Source organism: Pseudomonas sp. GW823-FHT03E05, assembly GCF_058796855.1.
In genome coordinates this window covers 29915-45577 of sequence record NZ_JBXAJB010000001.1, presented here as the reverse complement: position 1 = coordinate 45577, position 15663 = coordinate 29915, and the positions used below count along the sequence as shown (strand labels likewise).

Below are 15663 nucleotides of genomic sequence, written 5' to 3'. Positions count from 1 at the left end.
AGATGTTCGACAACCTTGGGCACGGGCCCAATCACTTGCTCAATGCACTGCCGGCGGCGGTGCAGGAGCGCCTGCTGCCCCACCTCAAGCCGGTGGCCCTGAGCCTGGGCCAGGTGCTCTACGAGTCCGGGGACATACCGCGCCACGTGTACTTCCCCACCGATGCAGTGGTGTCGCTGCTGTACCTGATGGAAAACGGCGCCTCGGCGGAAATCGCCGTGGTGGGCAACGAAGGGCTGGTGGGGGTGGCCCTGGTCATGGGCGGCGAAAGCACCACCAGCCGGGCCATCGTGCAGAGCGCCGGGCACGCCTTGCGCCTGCCCGGCCAGCGCCTCAAGGACGAGTTCAACCGCCACGGCGAAATGCTCCTGCTGATGCTGCGCTACACCCAGTCGCTGATCACCCAGATGGCCCAGACCGCGGTGTGCAACCGCCACCACTCCATCGACCAGCAACTGTGCCGCTGGCTGCTGCTGTCTTTGGACCGGCTGCCGGGCAACCAGCTGGTGATGACCCAGGAACTGATCGCCAACATGCTCGGGGTGCGTCGCGAAGGCGTGACCGAAGCCGCGGGCAAACTGCAGCGCCAGGGCATCATCGAATACAGCCGCGGCCGGATCAATGTGCTTGACCGGCCGCGGCTGGAACAGCACAGCTGCGAGTGCTATGGGGTGGTGCGCAAGGAAACCGAGCGCTTGCTGCCGTACCTGCCTGGCAGCAAGCGCGCCGATCCGGACTGAAACGGGCGTGGGTGTCAGGCCGCGCCAGACGCCTTCACCGCCAGGATGCTCCCCGGCATCGAGTACAAGGCGCGTTCGGTGGTGCTGCCGATCAAGCGGCCAAAGCCGGTGCGGTGCACCGTGCCCATCACCACCACGTCCACCAGGTATTCGTCGACGAACTGGGCGATGCCCGGCACCGGCGGGCCCATGATGAAGTGGCGGAATTCCTGGGGCACGTTGTGCTCATCCCCCAGGCGTTCGAATTCCTTGTGCAGGGAGTCGCGCAGCTCGTCCAGGCAGTTGACGCTCCAGGCGGTGGACGCCACCGGCGCCACGCCATCGAGCATCGGCATCAGGTCGTAGGCGTACAGCAGGTGCAACTGGGCGTCGCATTGCAGGGCCAGGGCGTGGGCGGTCTGGATGATCTGCGTATTGAGCCCGCGGATCTGGGTGTCGGACTGGGCCGGGTCCACCGCGGCGACAATCCGCCGGGGCAGCTTGTGCGGCGCGTCGTTGACCAGGTGCACCGGCACCGGCGCCTCGCGCAGCAGGTGGCAATCCAGCGGGGTGACGAACACGCGCTTGAGGGCCGACTCCAGGGTCACGTCCTTGATCAGCAGGTCAGGCCGGAACTCGTCGATGTAGGCGAGCATGTCCTTGAGCACCTGGGTGCTCCAGATCACCTGGGTGGTGACCTGCACGCCCTCCTCGGCCATCCACTGCGCTTCCACCTGCAACCAGCGCTCGTGGCGCTGCAGGTAGGCTTCGCGCTCGCTGTCTTCCAGGTGTTCTTCCCACAGGTAGGTGCGCGCCGGCGGTTCGACGAACACCAGGGCGTGCAGCGCCGCGCCGCTGGCCCGGGCCAGGGCAACGGCACGGCGCGCCGCGGGGGATTGGTGCTGCTGTGGATCGGCGATCAGCAACAGACGCTGGTACTGGCTCATGGTGCTCCTCCTTGGGCGATACGTGAGCTTGAGTGTGGAATGCCGTGCTGCCGGGCGCCTTGACCGGTATCAAGGGCGCCCGGTGGCACGGGTCATGGGGTGATGGCGATCTTCATCACGCCGTCGCGCTGGCTGGCGAACAGCTCGTAGGCGGCCTCGATATCGTCGAGCTTGAAGCGGTGGGTCACCAGCGGCTTGAGGTCCACCTGGCCACTGGCGACCACCTCCATCAGCCGGCGCATGCGTTCCTTGCCGCCCGGGCACAGGGTGCTGAGGATGCTCAGGTCGCCCAGGCCGGCGGCATAGGCATCCAGGGGAATGCGCAGGTCGCTGGAATAGACCCCCAGGCTCGACAGCTTGCCCCCCGGGCGCAGCACCCGCAGCGCCGACTCGAAGGTGCCCTGGGTGCCCAGGGCCTCGATCGACACATCGACCCCGCGACCGTCGGTGAGGTCCATGATCTGCTTGACCACGTCGCCCTGCTTGAAGTCCACCACATGGGTCGCCCCCAGCCCGCGCGCCACGCTCATGCGCGCGGCCACGGTGTCGACGCCAATGATGGTGGTGGCACCCTTGAGCCTGGCTCCGGCCACCGCGCACAGGCCGATGGGGCCCAGGGCGAACACCGCCACGCTGTCGCCGATGTTCACCTCGGCACGCTCGGCGCCGGAGAAACCGGTGGACATGATGTCCGGGCACATCAGCACTTCTTCATCGCTCAGGCCGTCGGGGATCGGGCACAGGTTGGCCAGGGCGTCCGGCACACGCACGTATTCGGCCTGGCAGCCATCGATGGTGTTGCCGAACTTCCAGCCGCCCGTGGCGCGGAAGCCGTGGCGGGTGTCCGGGCCATCCTGGGAGCCGCAGCCGCAGAGGCAGGCGTAGCTCTGGCCGCTGGGGGTGATGGCCCCGGCGATCACTCGCTGGCCCTCGTGGAAGCCGCGCACCTGGGAGCCCAGGCGCTCGATCACCCCCACCGGCTCGTGGCCGATGGTCAGGCCCTTGGCCACCGGGTATTCACCCCGCAGGATGTGCACGTCGGTGCCGCAGATGGTGGTGGTGGTGATCCGCACCAGGGCGTCCAGCGGACCGATTTCGGGGATGTCCTTGTCTTCCAGCACGATGCGGTTCTTCTCCACGAATACCGCTGCTTTCATCTTGGCCATGTTGCCGATCTCCATTGCCGGGAAGGGGTCTGCGCGAATCCGCAGGTCTGCTGACAGACTGCGCGGATACCCCGGGGAAGGGCTTGATCATGGTCAAACAATGGCCCCTTGGCGGCCGCTGGGGCGACCGTGTGTCGCAAACTCGCCCTTCAGCCCTGCTGCCGGCGCCGCACCAGGCACAACAACAGCGCCGCAACCCCGCACAGGCCCAGGGTCGGCCCCAGGGCCTGGCCCCAGCCCACCAGCAGCAACCCGGCGCCAATCAGCAGGTAGTAGAACAGGCCGAACCCGGCCCCGGCGCTGCCCAGCCGGTCGCTGTAGGCCGCCAGCGCCGAGCCGAGGATATTGGGGATGGCCAGGCCGAAGCCCAGCACCACGCCGAGCATGGGCAGCAGCAACCACAGGCTGTGCCCAAGCGCTGTCACCCCGAGGCCACCCAGGGTCACCGCCAGGGCCGCCAGCCGCAGCAGGGTGTCACCGGACCAGCCCCGCCCCAGCAGCCGACGATTGAGCCAGGCCCCCAGCCCCGAAGCCAGGGCCAGGCCCGCACCGCTGTAACCAAAGCCCTGCTCGCCCCACCCCAGGTCGCGAAACAGGAACGGCCCGAGGCTGTAGTAGCTGAGCAAGGCCACATTGAACAGCGCCACCAGCAGCGCCGAGCGCCAGATGCCCGGGTCCCTGAGCATCTGCCACAAGGTCCCGGCCAGGGGCGCCAGGTGCGGCGCCGGCGCACGGGTTTCCGGCAAGGCCCGGGCGCACCAGCCGAGCAAGGCCAGGGCCAGCACCAGCAACCCGGCCAGTGCGCCCTGGTAGCCCCAGGCCCGCACCAGCCCGGCGCCACTGAACAGGCCAATGGCCGGGCTGGCCGCCAGGAACATGCCCACCAGGGAAAACACCCGCACCAGTTCACTGCCGCGAAACAGGTCGCGCAGCAGGGTCTGGGTCACCACCGAGCCCGCCGCCACACCCAGGGCGGCGAGGGCCTGGCACAGCAACAGCGCGGTAAAACTCTGCACCTGCAATTGCAGCCCGATGGCCAGGACATACAGCGTCAGGCCACCCAGCAAGGCCGGGCGCCGGCCCCAAAGATCGCTCAAGCGCCCCCACAGCAGCACCCCCGGGGCAAACCCCAGGACAAACACCGAAAGGCTCTGGGCCGCTTGCGCGGGGGCCACGCCAAAGGCCCGGCCAAGATCGGCCAGGGCCGGGCTGTAGAGGGTCTGGGCGAGCTGCGGGAACATCAGCAGAGCCAGGGCCAGGGGCAGCAGGGAACGGGGATTCATCAGGCAGTGCTCGGCAAAAAAAACATGCCGGCGATTCTAGGCAGCGGCGCCTGGCGTATTATCGCAACCCTGCCAACAAACATCGGAAGTACGCCAATCATGGCCTGGCTCGAACCACAGGCACTCTTCGACCCCGACCGCTTCGACGCCCCCCTGCTGGGCATCGCCGCGACCCTCGGCGACCACGACTCCGGCCTGCACCGCCACCGCCGCGGGCAATTGCTGTACACCCGCCAGGGCTGCACGCGGATCACCCTGGACCATCGCCTGTGCCTGCTGCCGCCCTCGCGGGCGGCGTGGATTCCCCCGGGGGTCACGCACCGCGCGCAAATGCAGCAGAGCGTGGACTACCGTTCGCTGTACTTCAGCGCCGAACTGAGCCGGCGCCTGCCGGCCGAAGTGGCGGTGATCGAGGTCAGCCCGCTGCTCCAGGCCGTGCTGGAACCCATGGCCCAGGCCGCCTTCGACTGCGACTGGAGCCAGGGCCGCTACCCGCACCTGCTGGGCCTGTGCATCGAGGAAATCCGCCAGGCCCTGCACCAGCCCCTGTCGCTGCCCCTGCCCCGGGACAAACGCCTGCAACCGCTACTGGCGAACCTGGAGCAACTGCCGCCGCAATTGCAGGTACTGGCCACCCGGGTCGGCGCCAGCAGCCGCACCATCGGCCGGATCTTCCAGCGTGAAACCGGCCTGAGCTACCAGCAATGGCGCCAGCAGTGGCGGCTGATGCGCGCCATCGAACTGCTCGCCACAGGCCGCGGCATCGGCTACAGCGCCTGCGCACTGGGCTTTGCCAGCGACAGCATCTTCATCGCCTTCTTCAAGGCCATGACCGGCACCACGCCGCGGGCGTATTTCAAGTAAGGCCGCACGTTTCATTCCTGGGGGATGTGGCGAAAGCCCACCGCTACAGCACGGGTCGAGGTGGGGCTACGTTACGTGCCGCACGCACCCAGGCCCATGACCGCTATCGGGGAGCTTGAGGAGACCAATGCCGTCGCGGCCCAGCGCCTTGGCGAGGCAGGGCGGGAGATCGCCAGGCAAGGCCCTGCGGGCCTTTGCGCAGCTTCGCAGGCTCAGCAGCGGCTACAGGGCCAGTGCCGATCGGCGATTTTTGTAGCCGCTGCCGCAGGCTGCGAACGGCTACGCGCAGACGCGGCGATGCCAGGGGTATTGTCAGGCCAGGGCCGGGCCGGGGCTTGGGGTGGCCGGCGCCTCAGGTGCGGCTGCGCAGCCATTGCAGGAAACCCTTCCTGGGCACTGGCTTGGGCGCAGCCTGGGACAGGGTCTGGGCCATGTGCCGGCGAAAATCCAGGAGGTTCTTCATGGCCTCGTTGATGTCGTGGCGCGCATCCAGGCAGGGCTTGAGGAACTCGTTGTCGATGCGGTAGAGGCTGCAGAAGGTCTTGGCCGCAAACTGCGCCACTGTGGCTTGATCGGCCACCACGCCGGCTTCGCCGATGACCTCCCCCGGCCCCATGCGCCCAGCCTCGAAGGGCTTGCCGTCGCGTTGCATGGTCACCGAAACCACCCCGGATTCGATGATGAACAGGTGATCGCTGACCTCGCCCTGGGCCAGGATGGTCTCGCCGGCACGGTAGGTCTGCAGGTGCATGTTCTGGCTGAAGGTGTCCTTCTCATCCTGGCGCAGGGTGGAAAAGATGCTCGAGGCGTCCAGCAGTGCCCGGGGCCGCGACAGGGTCGCCGCCTGGGCCGGCTCGGCGGCGGACAGCAGGCCGATGCCGCTGGCCTGCAAATGGCGGAAGGCCAGGTCGAACAGCTGGTTGCGCACCTCGCGCTTGTGCCCCATGTCGGCGACAAAACCGCTGATCTCGTATTCCGCGCCACTGCTGCTGGTGCTCTTCATCGCCACGCTGGCCGCCGGGGTACTCAACAGCAGGCGGCAGCCCAGGGTGGCCCGTTCCAGGGCCTCGATGACTTTCTGCGGGCGCGCGTGGGGGCTGACCTGCACGCTCACCGACAGGCCATGAACATCCACCGGCCGGCTGAAATTGGTGATCTTGGCCTTGGACGCCAGGGAGTTGGGGATCACCACCATGCTGCCCTGGGAGGTCTGCAGCCGGGTGGCGCGCCAGTCGATGTCCAGCACCCGCCCCTCGGTGCCGTCGATGGCGATCCAGTCATCGATCTGGTAGGGCTTGGTGGTGTTGAGGACGATCCCGGAAAACAGGTCGCTGAGGGTGCTTTGCAGCGCCAGGCCGACGATGATCGCCAAGGCCCCGGAGGTGGCCAGCACGCCCTTGACCGGCAGTTCCAGCACATAGGCCAGGGCGGCGATGATGGCGATGAGGAAGATCACCGCGCCCATCAGGTCCTGCAGCAGGCGCCCGGTATGCCCCACCCGCTGCATCATCAGGGTGCCCAGCAACACCGTCAGGGTCCGCGCGCCAAACAGCCACCAGCCAATTTCCAGGCCGGTGGCGGCCAGGTGCAGGGGCACGTCGTCGGGCCAGGGCGCGGCCTGCATCGGGTTCATGCCCTGGTTGAACAGCATCAGGCTGTAGAGGGAAAAGATCAGCACCCGTACCGCCAGCTTCCAGTAGTCGCCACGGCTGCCGATCAGGCGCCAGAGCAGCATATCCAGGAACAGCAGGAACAGCGCGGCCAACAACGGATGATCGCTGAACAGGGAAGACATCGAGGCACTCCGGCATGACGAAGACGGCACGATCGCACGAAAGACGCAGGAGCAGGTATAGCTGGAAAAGCCCGGGGCGTGCGCCCCGGGCCGGGATCGGGCGACGGGCGCAGGGCCCGCCGCGACTCAGGGATTACTGGCCCTGGGTCAGGGTGTTGTAGCTGGTCATCAGGTTGCGGTAGTCGGGGATGTGGTTGGAGAACAGGGTGCCCAGGCCTTCGATGTCGTTGCGCCAGTCGCGGTGCAGCTCGCAGGCCAGGCCGAACCAGGTCATCAACTGGGCGCCGGCATTGGACATGCGGTTCCAGGCCGAATCGCGAGTCAGGGCATTGAAGGTGCCGGAAGCGTCGGTAACCACGAAGACTTCAAAGCCTTCTTCCAGGGCCGAGAGCGCCGGGAACGCCACGCACACTTCGGTAACCACGCCGGCGATGATCAGTTGCTTCTTGCCGGTAGCCTTGATCGCCTTGACAAAGTCCTCGTTGTCCCAGGCATTGATCTGGCCCGGGCGGGCGATGTACGGCGCATCGGGGAACAGCGCCTTGAGCTCCGGCACCAGCGGGCCGTTGGGGCCGGTTTCGAAACTGGTGGTGAGGATGGTCGGCAACTTGAAGTACTTGGCCAGGTCGGCCAGGGCCAGCACGTTGTTCTTGAAACGATCGGGCTCGATATCGCGGACCAGCGACAGCAGGCCGGCCTGGTGGTCTACCAGCAGAACGGCGGCGTTATCCTTGTCCAGACGCTTGTATGCAGTGGTCATGTGAAGTCCTCGCTAATGATCGATGCCGGAAGACCCGGCTTGGATGAAACCCGTGGCACGCTCCGCCGGGGTAACGGCGGGCGTCGGGGAGTAGCACGCGACTGGCAAAGCCTGGTGGCCAATGCCCGCCGCGCCAGTGCAACCGGTCAGTGACCGGTTGCGTCCATCTGGCCGAAGCGTCCCGATTGGAAATCGACGAAGGCCTGATGAATCTCTTCTTCGCTGTTCATCACGAACGGGCCGTGGCCGACGATGGGTTCGTCGATGGGCTCGCCGCTGAGCAACAGCACGATCGCGTCGTTGTTGGCCTCCAGGCTGATGTCCTGGCCGTCACGCTCCAGCAGCGCCAGCTGACCTTCGCGCACCAGCTCCTGGCCATTGACCTGCACCGTGCCGCGCAATACCACCAGGGCGCTGTTACGCCCCGAATGCAGGGGCAGGTCCAGGTGCTTGCCGGCTTGCAGGCGGATGTCCCAGACGTCGATCGGGGTGAAGGTCCGTGCGGGGCCCCGGTGGCCATCGAACTCGCCGGCGATCAGGCGCAGGCTGCCGGCATTGCCCGGCAGCGGGACCTGCGGGATGTCCGCCGCAACGATGGTCTGGTAACCGGGCGCCGCGAGCTTGTCCTTCGCCGGCAGGTTGACCCACAACTGGACCATTTCCAGGTTGCCGCCACGCCGGGCGAAGTCCGTGGAATGGAACTCCTCATGGAGGATCCCCGAGGCCGCGGTCATCCACTGCACATCGCCAGGGCCGATCTTGCCGCCGCTGCCGGTGGAATCCCGGTGTTCCACCTCGCCGTCATAGACGATGGTTACGGTTTCGAAACCGCGATGGGGGTGCTGGCCGACGCCGCGTCGGGCGCTGGTGGGGCTGAACTGCGCGGGGCCGGCGTGATCCAGCAGCAGGAACGGGCTGATGTGCTGGCCCAGGTTGTCGTAGGAAAACAGGGTACGGACCGGGAAGCCGTCACCGACCCAATGGGGCCGTGGACTGGTGTAGATGCCGATGATGTTTTTCATGTCGTCCTCCAGAACTATCTGATGGACACACCTTAAAACTCAGACCTTTGCCGCGCTAGACTGCAAAAATCACCCTTAGCGTTCTATTTGGAGAACGATCTTGGAAGATCTGAACACCCTCTACTACTTCACCCAGGTGGTGGAGCACCGTGGCTTTGCCGCCGCGGGACGGGCCCTGGACATGCCCAAGTCCAAGCTCAGCCGACGGATTTCCCAGTTGGAGGAACGCCTTGGAGTGCGCCTGATCCATCGCACCAGCCGCCACTGTTCGCTGACCGAGATCGGCCAGGAGTACTACCAGCGCTGCCTGGCCATGCGGGTGGAAGCCGAGGGCGCGGCGGAAGTCATAGAACGCAACCGCTCCGAACCCCAGGGGCTGGTACGCGTGGCTTGCCCCACGGCCCTGCTCAATTCCTGGGTGGGGCCGATGCTTACCCGCTTCATGCTCAAGTACCCCCTGGTGGAACTGTTCATCGAGAGCACCAACCGCCGGGTCGACCTGATCCACGAGGGCTTCGACATCGCCCTGCGGGTGCGCTTCCCGCCCCTGGAAAACACCGACCTGGTGATGAAGGTGCTGGGCAACAGCACCCAGTGCCTGGTGGGCCACCCGGATTTTCTCCAGCGCCTGTCGGGCCCGGCAACACCGGCCGACCTCAGCGGTTTGCCGAGCGTGCACTGGGGTGCGGCGCAACGTGAATATCAATGGCAATTGCTGGGCCCGGACGGCGCCGAGGCACTGATCCGCCACCGACCGCGGATGGTCACCGACGACCTGCTGGCGCTGCGCCATGCAGTGCTGGCGGGCATCGGCATCGCCCACCTGCCCAAGGTGGTGGTGCGTGAAGACCTGGAAGCCGGGCGACTGCTGGAACTGGTGCCCGACTGGGCGCCAAGGTGCGGCATCGTGCATGCGATCTTCCCCTCGCGCCGAGGGCTGCTGCCTTCGGTACGCAGCCTGATCGACTTTCTCGGGGAGGAATTCAGCCACAGCGACATGGCCTGAGGCTCAGAAGCAAGCGCCTGGAGCGGCCAGGCGGTGGCGGTTGGGCAGCCTCCCTGTGGGGTTCGTGCCTGGGTTGCACGATTCGCCGGCAAGCGGGTTCCTACAGGGGCAGGTGGATTCGTGAACGCGGGGCAATATTCCTTTGTGCCGGCGGCGGTTTTTCGCAGCGACGCAGGTACGGATACTGCCGGCCAATCCCACTGCAATGCCCGGAGTGACCCATGTCTGTACCCGCCTTTGGCCTCGGCACCTTCCGCCTTCAGGGCCAGGTGCTCATCGATTCCCTGAGCAGCGCCCTGGAACTGGGCTATCGCGCCATCGATACCGCGCAGATCTACGACAACGAAGCCGATGTCGGCGCCGCGGTGGCCGCCAGCGGCATTCCCCGCGACCAGCTGTTCATCACCAGCAAGATCTGGATCGCCAACCTGTCCCGGGAGCGCCTGATCCCCAGCCTCAAGGAAAGCCTGCACAAGCTGCGCACCGATTACCTGGACCTGACCCTGATCCACTGGCCCTCGCCAGACAACCAGGTGCCGGTGGCGGAGTTCATGCAGGCCCTGCTGGAAGCCAAGACCCAGGGCCTGACCCGGCAGATCGGCGTGTCCAACTTCAGCAATGCCTTGCTGCAGCAAGCCATTGATGCCGTCGGGGCCGAGCAGATCGCCAGCCACCAGGTGGAATTGCACCCCTACCTGCAGAACCGCAAGGTGGTGGAATTCGCCCGCAGCCAGGGCATTCACATCACCTCCTACATGACCCTGGCCTATGGCGAAGTGCTCAAGGACCCACTGATCCTGCAGATCGCCCAGGCACGCCAGGCCACCCCGGCCCAGGTGGTGCTGGCCTGGGCCATGCAGTCGGGCTATGCGGTGATCCCCTCCTCCACCCGCCGGGCCAACCTGCAAGGCAACCTCGCAGCCTGCGCCTTGACCCTGAGCCGCGCGGAGCTTGAGAGCATCGCCGGCCTGGAGCGCGGCCAACGCCTGACCAGCCCGGCAGGCATTGCCCCGCAATGGGACTGAAGCGCGAACGGCGCTGACAAAAACGCCAAACGGCATCCCTGGGGATGCCGTTTGGCGTGGGGTGCGCAAACCTCGGTCAGTTCGGGCTGCCCCAATGGCCATGCAATTGCGCCAGCCGCTGCCGGGAAGGCCCGGCGGCATCGGGCAATGGCGGGTCCACCCACAGCATCAGGCGCTTGATCGCCGCGCTGTCCGGCCATTCGGCCGGGCTGACATGCACCTTGCACCGCCGGCTGCCGGAAGTGGCGGCAAGATGCTGGCTGCCGTAGATCAGGGCTTGCTCGATATGCGGGTGGTCCAGGCAGAAAGCCAGCAGGTCGAAATCGCTGCGGACAGCCAGGTTGGCGTTGATGATCAGCAGGTCGAACGACTCGCAGGAATACTCCACCAGCGTCAGCAGTTCCTCCAGCCTGTGCACCGGGGCCACTCGGTAATAGTTCAGTTGATTCAGGGCTCTTTCGATCTGCATGCGACGAAAGTGCTGATCATCGGCAATCAATATGCGCAATGCTCTGTTGGACATTTTTCTGATCCTGCTGACAAGACTTCGGCACTGCGAATACCGGCCCTACTCCCGGGCCGCTGGAAGGCTAAGCCAGTGCGTGGAGGTTGGCTCTAGGAACAACCTGAAAGTCGCTGCCGAGGGCGCCCCGGCGGACGGCGCTCTACCCCGGCCGCCTGGCGCTCGCGGCGCGTCCTCCAGCCCCGCTGTGCAACCGTGCCCTACCATAACCACCGGCCACGGTTTTTAGCAGGGGCCAGCCCGCGGAAAAGTCTTGTTGTCCGGTAAGCCCCTTCCGAGAGAAGCCGAGCCGTATCTCATGCCTCCCCTGGCGGAGGCGAAAAATGCTCATTCGGTGGTGCTCGGGCTCCAGAACGCCTGCTGCACCCAGGGCGATGTGGACAGCCGGGCCACCAGCGCATCCAGTTCGTCACCGTCCACCGAGGTGGTCGCCAGGGTCGCCTCGATCTCCACATCCTCCGTACCGAAGGCGTGCACATCAACGTCGCTGGCGGGGTAGTTGCAGCGCGCCAGCTCCGCTTCCAGCAGGGCGAACACTGCCTTCTGCTTCGAACGGTGGGCGATCACGTAGACGATATTGGTGACCTCGGCGGACACCACGTCCAGGGGCTGGCGGTTGATGTTGTTGACGATGGGCCGCAGCAGGGTATTGGCGGCCAGCACGAACAGGGTGCCCAGCAGTGCCTCGAGGATCAGGTCGGCACCGGCGCAGGCCCCCACCGCAGCCGAGGCCCAGAGGGTGGCGGCGGTATTCAGCCCACGGACATTACCCTCCTCGCGCATGATCACCCCGGCGCCGAGAAAGCCGATGCCGGAGACCACGTAGGCCACCACCCGCACCGCCCCTTCGGCGCCCCCCAGGCGGTTGGCCATGTCGACGAAGATCGCGGCCCCCACCGCCACCAGCACATTGGTGCGCAAACCCGCGGTGCGCTGGCGGTACTGGCGTTCGAAGCCGATCAGGCCCCCGAGGATAAAGGCGGCGCTGAGGCTGACCAGGGTATCGATCAGCGAGTCCAGGTTGATGTTGTGCAGGGCTTGCATGGCGACTGTCCTTGAGCGAAGGGCATGAATGGCACCAGAGGACTCTAGCAGCGGTCCATGAACGTCTCATGGCCTGCCGTGATGCACGGCTGACCGTAGGAGCTGGCATGCCAGCGAAGAGGCCCGTAAGGACGCCTTAGCCCGCCGGGGAGCTTTCGCTGGCAAGAAAGCCTTCGCCAGCGAGCTGGCTCCTACAGGGCAGCATTACTGCCAGCCGAAGCGCCGCACGTAGAAGCCCTTCACCGCCTGGGTCAGGGCCATGTAGGCCAGCAGGATCAGCGGCAGGAACACGAAGTACAGCGACGGCAGCGCCTGCAGCTTGAAGTAGTGCGCCAGCGGGCCCATCGGCAGGAAGATCCCCACCGCCATGATGACGCCGGTCATCACCATCAACGGCATGGCCGCGCGGCTCTGCAAAAACGGAATCTTCGGCGTGCGGATCATGTGCACGATCAGGGTCTGGGTCAGCAGCCCCACCACGAACCAGCCGGACTGGAACAGGGTCTGGTGGTCCGGGGTATTGGCGTCGAACACGTACCACATCAGGGCAAAGGTGGTGATGTCGAAGATCGAGCTGATAGGCCCGAAGAACAGCATGAACCGCCCCACATCCGCCGGCTGCCAACGCTGGGGCTTTTTCAGCATTTCCTCATCGACGTTATCGAAGGGAATGGCGATCTGGGAAATGTCGTACAGCAGGTTCTGCACCAGCAGGTGCATCGGCAGCATCGGCAGGAACGGAATGAAGGCACTGGCCACCAGCACCGAGAACACGTTGCCGAAGTTCGAGCTGGCGGTCATCTTGATGTACTTGAGCATGTTGGCGAACGTCCGGCGCCCTTCCAGCACGCCCTCCTCCAGCACCATCAGGCTCTTTTCCAGGAGGATGATGTCCGCCGCTTCCTTGGCGATGTCCACCGCGCTGTCCACGGAAATGCCGATGTCGGCGGTGCGCAACGCCGGGGCGTCGTTGATGCCGTCGCCCATGAAGCCCACCACGTGGCCGTTGGCCTTGAGCAGGCGGACAATGCGCTCCTTGTGGGTCGGGGTCAGCTTGGCGAACACGTTGGTGGTTTCCACCGCCTGGGCCAGTTGCTCGTCGCTCATGCGCTCGATGTCGTTGCCCATCAGCAGGCCCTGCTGCTCCAGGCCCACTTCGCGGCAGATCTTCGCCGTCACCAGTTCGTTGTCACCGGTCAGCACTTTCACCGCCACGCCATGTTCGGCCAGGGCCTTGAGGGCCGGCGCGGTACTTTCCTTGGGCGGGTCGAGGAATGCCACGTAGCCGATCAGGGTCAGCTCGCACTCGTCCGCCAGGCTGTAGGTATCGCGCCCGTCGATCATCGGCCGCGCGGCCACCGCCACCACCCGCAGCCCCTCTTCGTTGAGGTCGGCGGTCACCTGGCGGATCCGCGCCAGCAGGCTCTCGGTCAGGGCTTCCTCGGCTTCGCCATGGCGTACGTTGCGGCACACCGCCAGCACTTCCTCCACCGCCCCCTTGCAGATCAGCAGGTGCGGCCGGTCCTGTTCCGCCACCACTACCGACATGCGCCGACGGGTGAAATCGAAGGGGATTTCATCGACCTTCTGGAATGCCGTGCCGACCTTGAGCTCGCGGTGCACCTCGACGTGCTCCAGTACCGCCACGTCCAGCAGGTTCTTCAGCCCGGTCTGGTAGTAGCTGTTGAGGTAGGCCATTTCCAGCACGTCGTCGGAATCCTCGCCCCAGACGTCCACGTGTCGCGCCAGGAAGATCTTGTCCTGGGTCAGGGTGCCGGTCTTGTCGGTGCACAGCACGTCCATGGCGCCGAAGTTCTGGATCGCGTCCAGGCGCTTGACGATGACCTTCTTGCGCGACAGGAACACCGCGCCCTTGGCCAGGGTCGAGGTGACGATCATCGGCAGCATTTCCGGGGTCAGGCCGACGGCAATCGACAGGGCGAACAGCAGCGCCTCCATCCAGTCGCCCTTGGTGAAGCCGTTGATGAACAGCACCAGGGGCGCCATGACGAACATGAAGCGGATCAGCAGCCAGCTGACCTTGTTGACCCCGCTCTGGAACGAGGTGGGCGCGCGGTCGGTGGCGCTGACACGCTGGGCCAGAGCGCCGAAATAAGTGCTGTTGCCGGTGGTCAGGATCACTGCCGTGGCGGAACCGGAGACCACGTTGGTGCCCATGAACAGGATGTTGTCCAGGTCCAGGGGGTTGCTGGTGTCGGCGTCCTGCTGGCGGGGGAATTTCTCCACCGGCATGGATTCGCCGGTCATGGCCGCCTGGCTGACGAACAAGTCCTTGGCGCTGAGCACCCGGCAGTCGGCGGGAATCATGTCGCCGGCCGAGAGCACGATCAGGTCGCCGGGCACCAGTTGCTTGATCGGCAACTCGATGCGCTGAGCGCCCTTGACCTCGGCGGCGGCCCCCAGCAGGCGGCCGAGCATCGGCGCGGCCTGGGGCGCCGACCCTGGGCGCATGACCGTGGCGGTGTTGCTGACCATGGCCTTGAGGGCATCGGCGGCCTTGTTCGACTTGGCCTCCTGCCAGAAGCGCAGCAGGGTCGAGAGCACCACCATGGAGAAGATCACCGTGGCCGCCTTCATGTCTTCGGTCAGCCAGGAAATCACCGCCAGCAGGGTCAGCAGCAGGTTGAATGGGTTCTTGTAGCAGTGCCACAGGTGGGTCCACCAGGGCAGCGCCTGCTCGTGCTCGACCTCGTTGAGGCCGTGACGCTCACGCAGGGCATCGGCCTCCTCGGTGCTCAGGCCGTCGGTGTGGCTGCCGAGCCGGTCGAGCAGTTGCGCGGCGTCGCTGTTGGCCGCGGCCACCAGGGTTTGCGCCAGGGTCGGCGGCACGTCGCGGCTGACGCTGGCATCGCTGAAACTTTCCAGCAGTGCCAGGCGGCGGAAGTGCCGGGCGAAATGCCGGGTCCGCAGGAAGCCGGCAAAGAACTCTTTCAACAGGGTGAGCTTCATGGTGATGACTCCTGCAGCAACGGCGTAGGGAAAACCGCAGGCAGGTACGATCGGGCGTTGCCGGAGGGTAATCCTCCATGCATGCCTGATCCGCAGGTCCTGGACCTGCGCGTCGATGCCACCACGACACGGCAGCCGGCCGGGTCGAAGGGGAAATAGAAGTCGCCAGGAAGTGGCGTCGGGAAGCGAACCACAGAAGTTCGCGATCGGGATGCCGCATCTCGCTGGACGGCGAGACAGCGGCAGGAAAAAGGCTGCGCGCTATCTTGCCGGGACTGCGCCGGTTACTGAAACCGGCCGACTCCTGTCACTCGAACAAGTACCCACACTGGGCCTCCACTGATTGAAAACGCGCGCAGCTTACGCCGCACTATTTGCAGAGTAAACCGGAGGGAAACCCTGGCAGAGGGAATCGAAAAGTTCTTCAGCCAAGGTTCAGGAATGCCTTCGCCGGCAAGCCGGCTCCTACAAAAAACACCCGGGATAGCCCCGAATGGCAGGAGCCGGCTTGCCGGCGAAGAGGTCCGCAAGAACGGAGG

13 protein-coding genes are annotated in these 15663 nt (G+C 65.8%); 4 read left to right on the top strand and 9 right to left on the bottom strand.

Features of this window, described 5'->3' with window-relative positions; translation table 11 throughout:
• Window positions 1-2 precede the first annotated feature (2 nt).
• Window positions 3-740, top strand: coding sequence for a Crp/Fnr family transcriptional regulator (locus AC1RCO_RS00140; protein ID WP_011062348.1), 738 nt, complete (start codon window positions 3-5; stop codon window positions 738-740).
• 14 nt (window positions 741-754) lie between these two features.
• Here the strand turns inward: AC1RCO_RS00140 and AC1RCO_RS00135 are convergent, their stop codons facing one another.
• The 3 genes from AC1RCO_RS00135 to AC1RCO_RS00125 form a co-directional block, all read right to left on the bottom strand.
• Window positions 755-1666, bottom strand: a complete 912-nt coding sequence (locus AC1RCO_RS00135; RefSeq protein ID WP_011062349.1) for a universal stress protein — start codon at window positions 1664-1666, stop codon at window positions 755-757.
• Window positions 1667-1758: 92 nt separating this feature from the next.
• Window positions 1759-2832: an NAD(P)-dependent alcohol dehydrogenase gene (locus AC1RCO_RS00130; protein ID WP_053152835.1), complete on the bottom strand. Its 1074-nt coding sequence runs from the start codon at window positions 2830-2832 to the stop codon at window positions 1759-1761.
• A 149-nt stretch (window positions 2833-2981) separates the two neighbouring features.
• The gene (locus AC1RCO_RS00125; protein WP_065363183.1) at window positions 2982-4115 is read right to left on the bottom strand and encodes an MFS transporter; all 1134 of its coding nucleotides are present in this window, start codon (window positions 4113-4115) and stop codon (window positions 2982-2984) included.
• A 99-nt stretch (window positions 4116-4214) separates the two neighbouring features.
• On the opposite strand from AC1RCO_RS00125, the gene AC1RCO_RS00120 reads away from it, so the two are divergent.
• Complete coding sequence (locus tag AC1RCO_RS00120) at window positions 4215-4979, top strand: AraC family transcriptional regulator (protein ID WP_019094669.1); 765 nt, start codon at window positions 4215-4217, stop codon at window positions 4977-4979.
• A gap of 352 nt (window positions 4980-5331) precedes the next feature.
• Here AC1RCO_RS00120 and AC1RCO_RS00115 read toward each other — a convergent pair whose 3' ends face one another.
• The 3 genes from AC1RCO_RS00115 to AC1RCO_RS00105 form a co-directional block, all read right to left on the bottom strand.
• Window positions 5332-6774, bottom strand: a complete 1443-nt coding sequence (locus AC1RCO_RS00115; RefSeq protein ID WP_019094668.1) for a mechanosensitive ion channel family protein — start codon at window positions 6772-6774, stop codon at window positions 5332-5334.
• Between the two features lie 133 nt (window positions 6775-6907).
• On the bottom strand, window positions 6908-7534 hold the full coding sequence (ycaC, locus tag AC1RCO_RS00110) for an isochorismate family cysteine hydrolase YcaC (RefSeq protein WP_011062354.1): 627 nt from the start codon (window positions 7532-7534) through the stop codon (window positions 6908-6910).
• A 146-nt stretch (window positions 7535-7680) separates the two neighbouring features.
• Complete coding sequence (locus AC1RCO_RS00105; protein WP_011062355.1) at window positions 7681-8556, bottom strand: pirin family protein; 876 nt, start codon at window positions 8554-8556, stop codon at window positions 7681-7683.
• Window positions 8557-8653: 97 nt separating this feature from the next.
• Between AC1RCO_RS00105 and AC1RCO_RS00100 the strand changes: the two genes are divergently transcribed.
• Window positions 8654-9562 (top strand): LysR substrate-binding domain-containing protein, encoded by a 909-nt coding sequence (locus AC1RCO_RS00100; protein WP_026020155.1) that lies wholly within the window; start codon window positions 8654-8656, stop codon window positions 9560-9562.
• Between the two features lie 221 nt (window positions 9563-9783).
• Complete coding sequence (gene dkgB / locus AC1RCO_RS00095) at window positions 9784-10587, top strand: 2,5-didehydrogluconate reductase DkgB (protein WP_065363181.1); 804 nt, start codon at window positions 9784-9786, stop codon at window positions 10585-10587.
• A 76-nt stretch (window positions 10588-10663) separates the two neighbouring features.
• On the opposite strand, the gene AC1RCO_RS00090 is transcribed toward dkgB, so the two are convergent.
• The 3 genes from AC1RCO_RS00090 to mgtA all read right to left on the bottom strand — a co-directional run bounded on the left by AC1RCO_RS00090 (window position 10664) and on the right by mgtA (window position 15124).
• Window positions 10664-11110 (bottom strand): ANTAR domain-containing protein, encoded by a 447-nt coding sequence (locus AC1RCO_RS00090; protein WP_065363180.1) that lies wholly within the window; start codon window positions 11108-11110, stop codon window positions 10664-10666.
• A gap of 327 nt (window positions 11111-11437) precedes the next feature.
• On the bottom strand, window positions 11438-12154 hold the full coding sequence (locus AC1RCO_RS00085) for an MgtC/SapB family protein (RefSeq protein ID WP_015636409.1): 717 nt from the start codon (window positions 12152-12154) through the stop codon (window positions 11438-11440).
• Window positions 12155-12358: 204 nt separating this feature from the next.
• Window positions 12359-15124, bottom strand: coding sequence for a magnesium-translocating P-type ATPase (gene mgtA, locus AC1RCO_RS00080; RefSeq protein ID WP_019094664.1), 2766 nt, complete (start codon window positions 15122-15124; stop codon window positions 12359-12361).
• Window positions 15125-15663 lie beyond the last annotated feature (539 nt).

Bases quoted from the DNA above. Each gene is read 5' to 3' on its own strand.
- AC1RCO_RS00140 (WP_011062348.1), top strand. From the start codon at position 3: ATGTTCGACAACCTTGGGCACGGGCCCAATCACTTGCTCAATGCACTG.
- AC1RCO_RS00135 (WP_011062349.1), bottom strand. From the start codon at position 1,666: ATGAGCCAGTACCAGCGTCTGTTGCTGATCGCCGATCCACAGCAGCAC.
- AC1RCO_RS00130 (WP_053152835.1), bottom strand. From the start codon at position 2,832: ATGGCCAAGATGAAAGCAGCGGTATTCGTGGAGAAGAACCGCATCGTG.
- AC1RCO_RS00125 (WP_065363183.1), bottom strand. From the start codon at position 4,115: ATGAATCCCCGTTCCCTGCTGCCCCTGGCCCTGGCTCTGCTGATGTTC.
- AC1RCO_RS00120 (WP_019094669.1), top strand. From the start codon at position 4,215: ATGGCCTGGCTCGAACCACAGGCACTCTTCGACCCCGACCGCTTCGAC.
- AC1RCO_RS00115 (WP_019094668.1), bottom strand. From the start codon at position 6,774: ATGTCTTCCCTGTTCAGCGATCATCCGTTGTTGGCCGCGCTGTTCCTG.
- ycaC (WP_011062354.1), bottom strand. From the start codon at position 7,534: ATGACCACTGCATACAAGCGTCTGGACAAGGATAACGCCGCCGTTCTG.
- AC1RCO_RS00105 (WP_011062355.1), bottom strand. From the start codon at position 8,556: ATGAAAAACATCATCGGCATCTACACCAGTCCACGGCCCCATTGGGTC.
- dkgB (WP_065363181.1), top strand. From the start codon at position 9,784: ATGTCTGTACCCGCCTTTGGCCTCGGCACCTTCCGCCTTCAGGGCCAG.
- AC1RCO_RS00090 (WP_065363180.1), bottom strand. From the start codon at position 11,110: ATGTCCAACAGAGCATTGCGCATATTGATTGCCGATGATCAGCACTTT.
- AC1RCO_RS00085 (WP_015636409.1), bottom strand. From the start codon at position 12,154: ATGCAAGCCCTGCACAACATCAACCTGGACTCGCTGATCGATACCCTG.
- mgtA (WP_019094664.1), bottom strand. From the start codon at position 15,124: ATGAAGCTCACCCTGTTGAAAGAGTTCTTTGCCGGCTTCCTGCGGACC.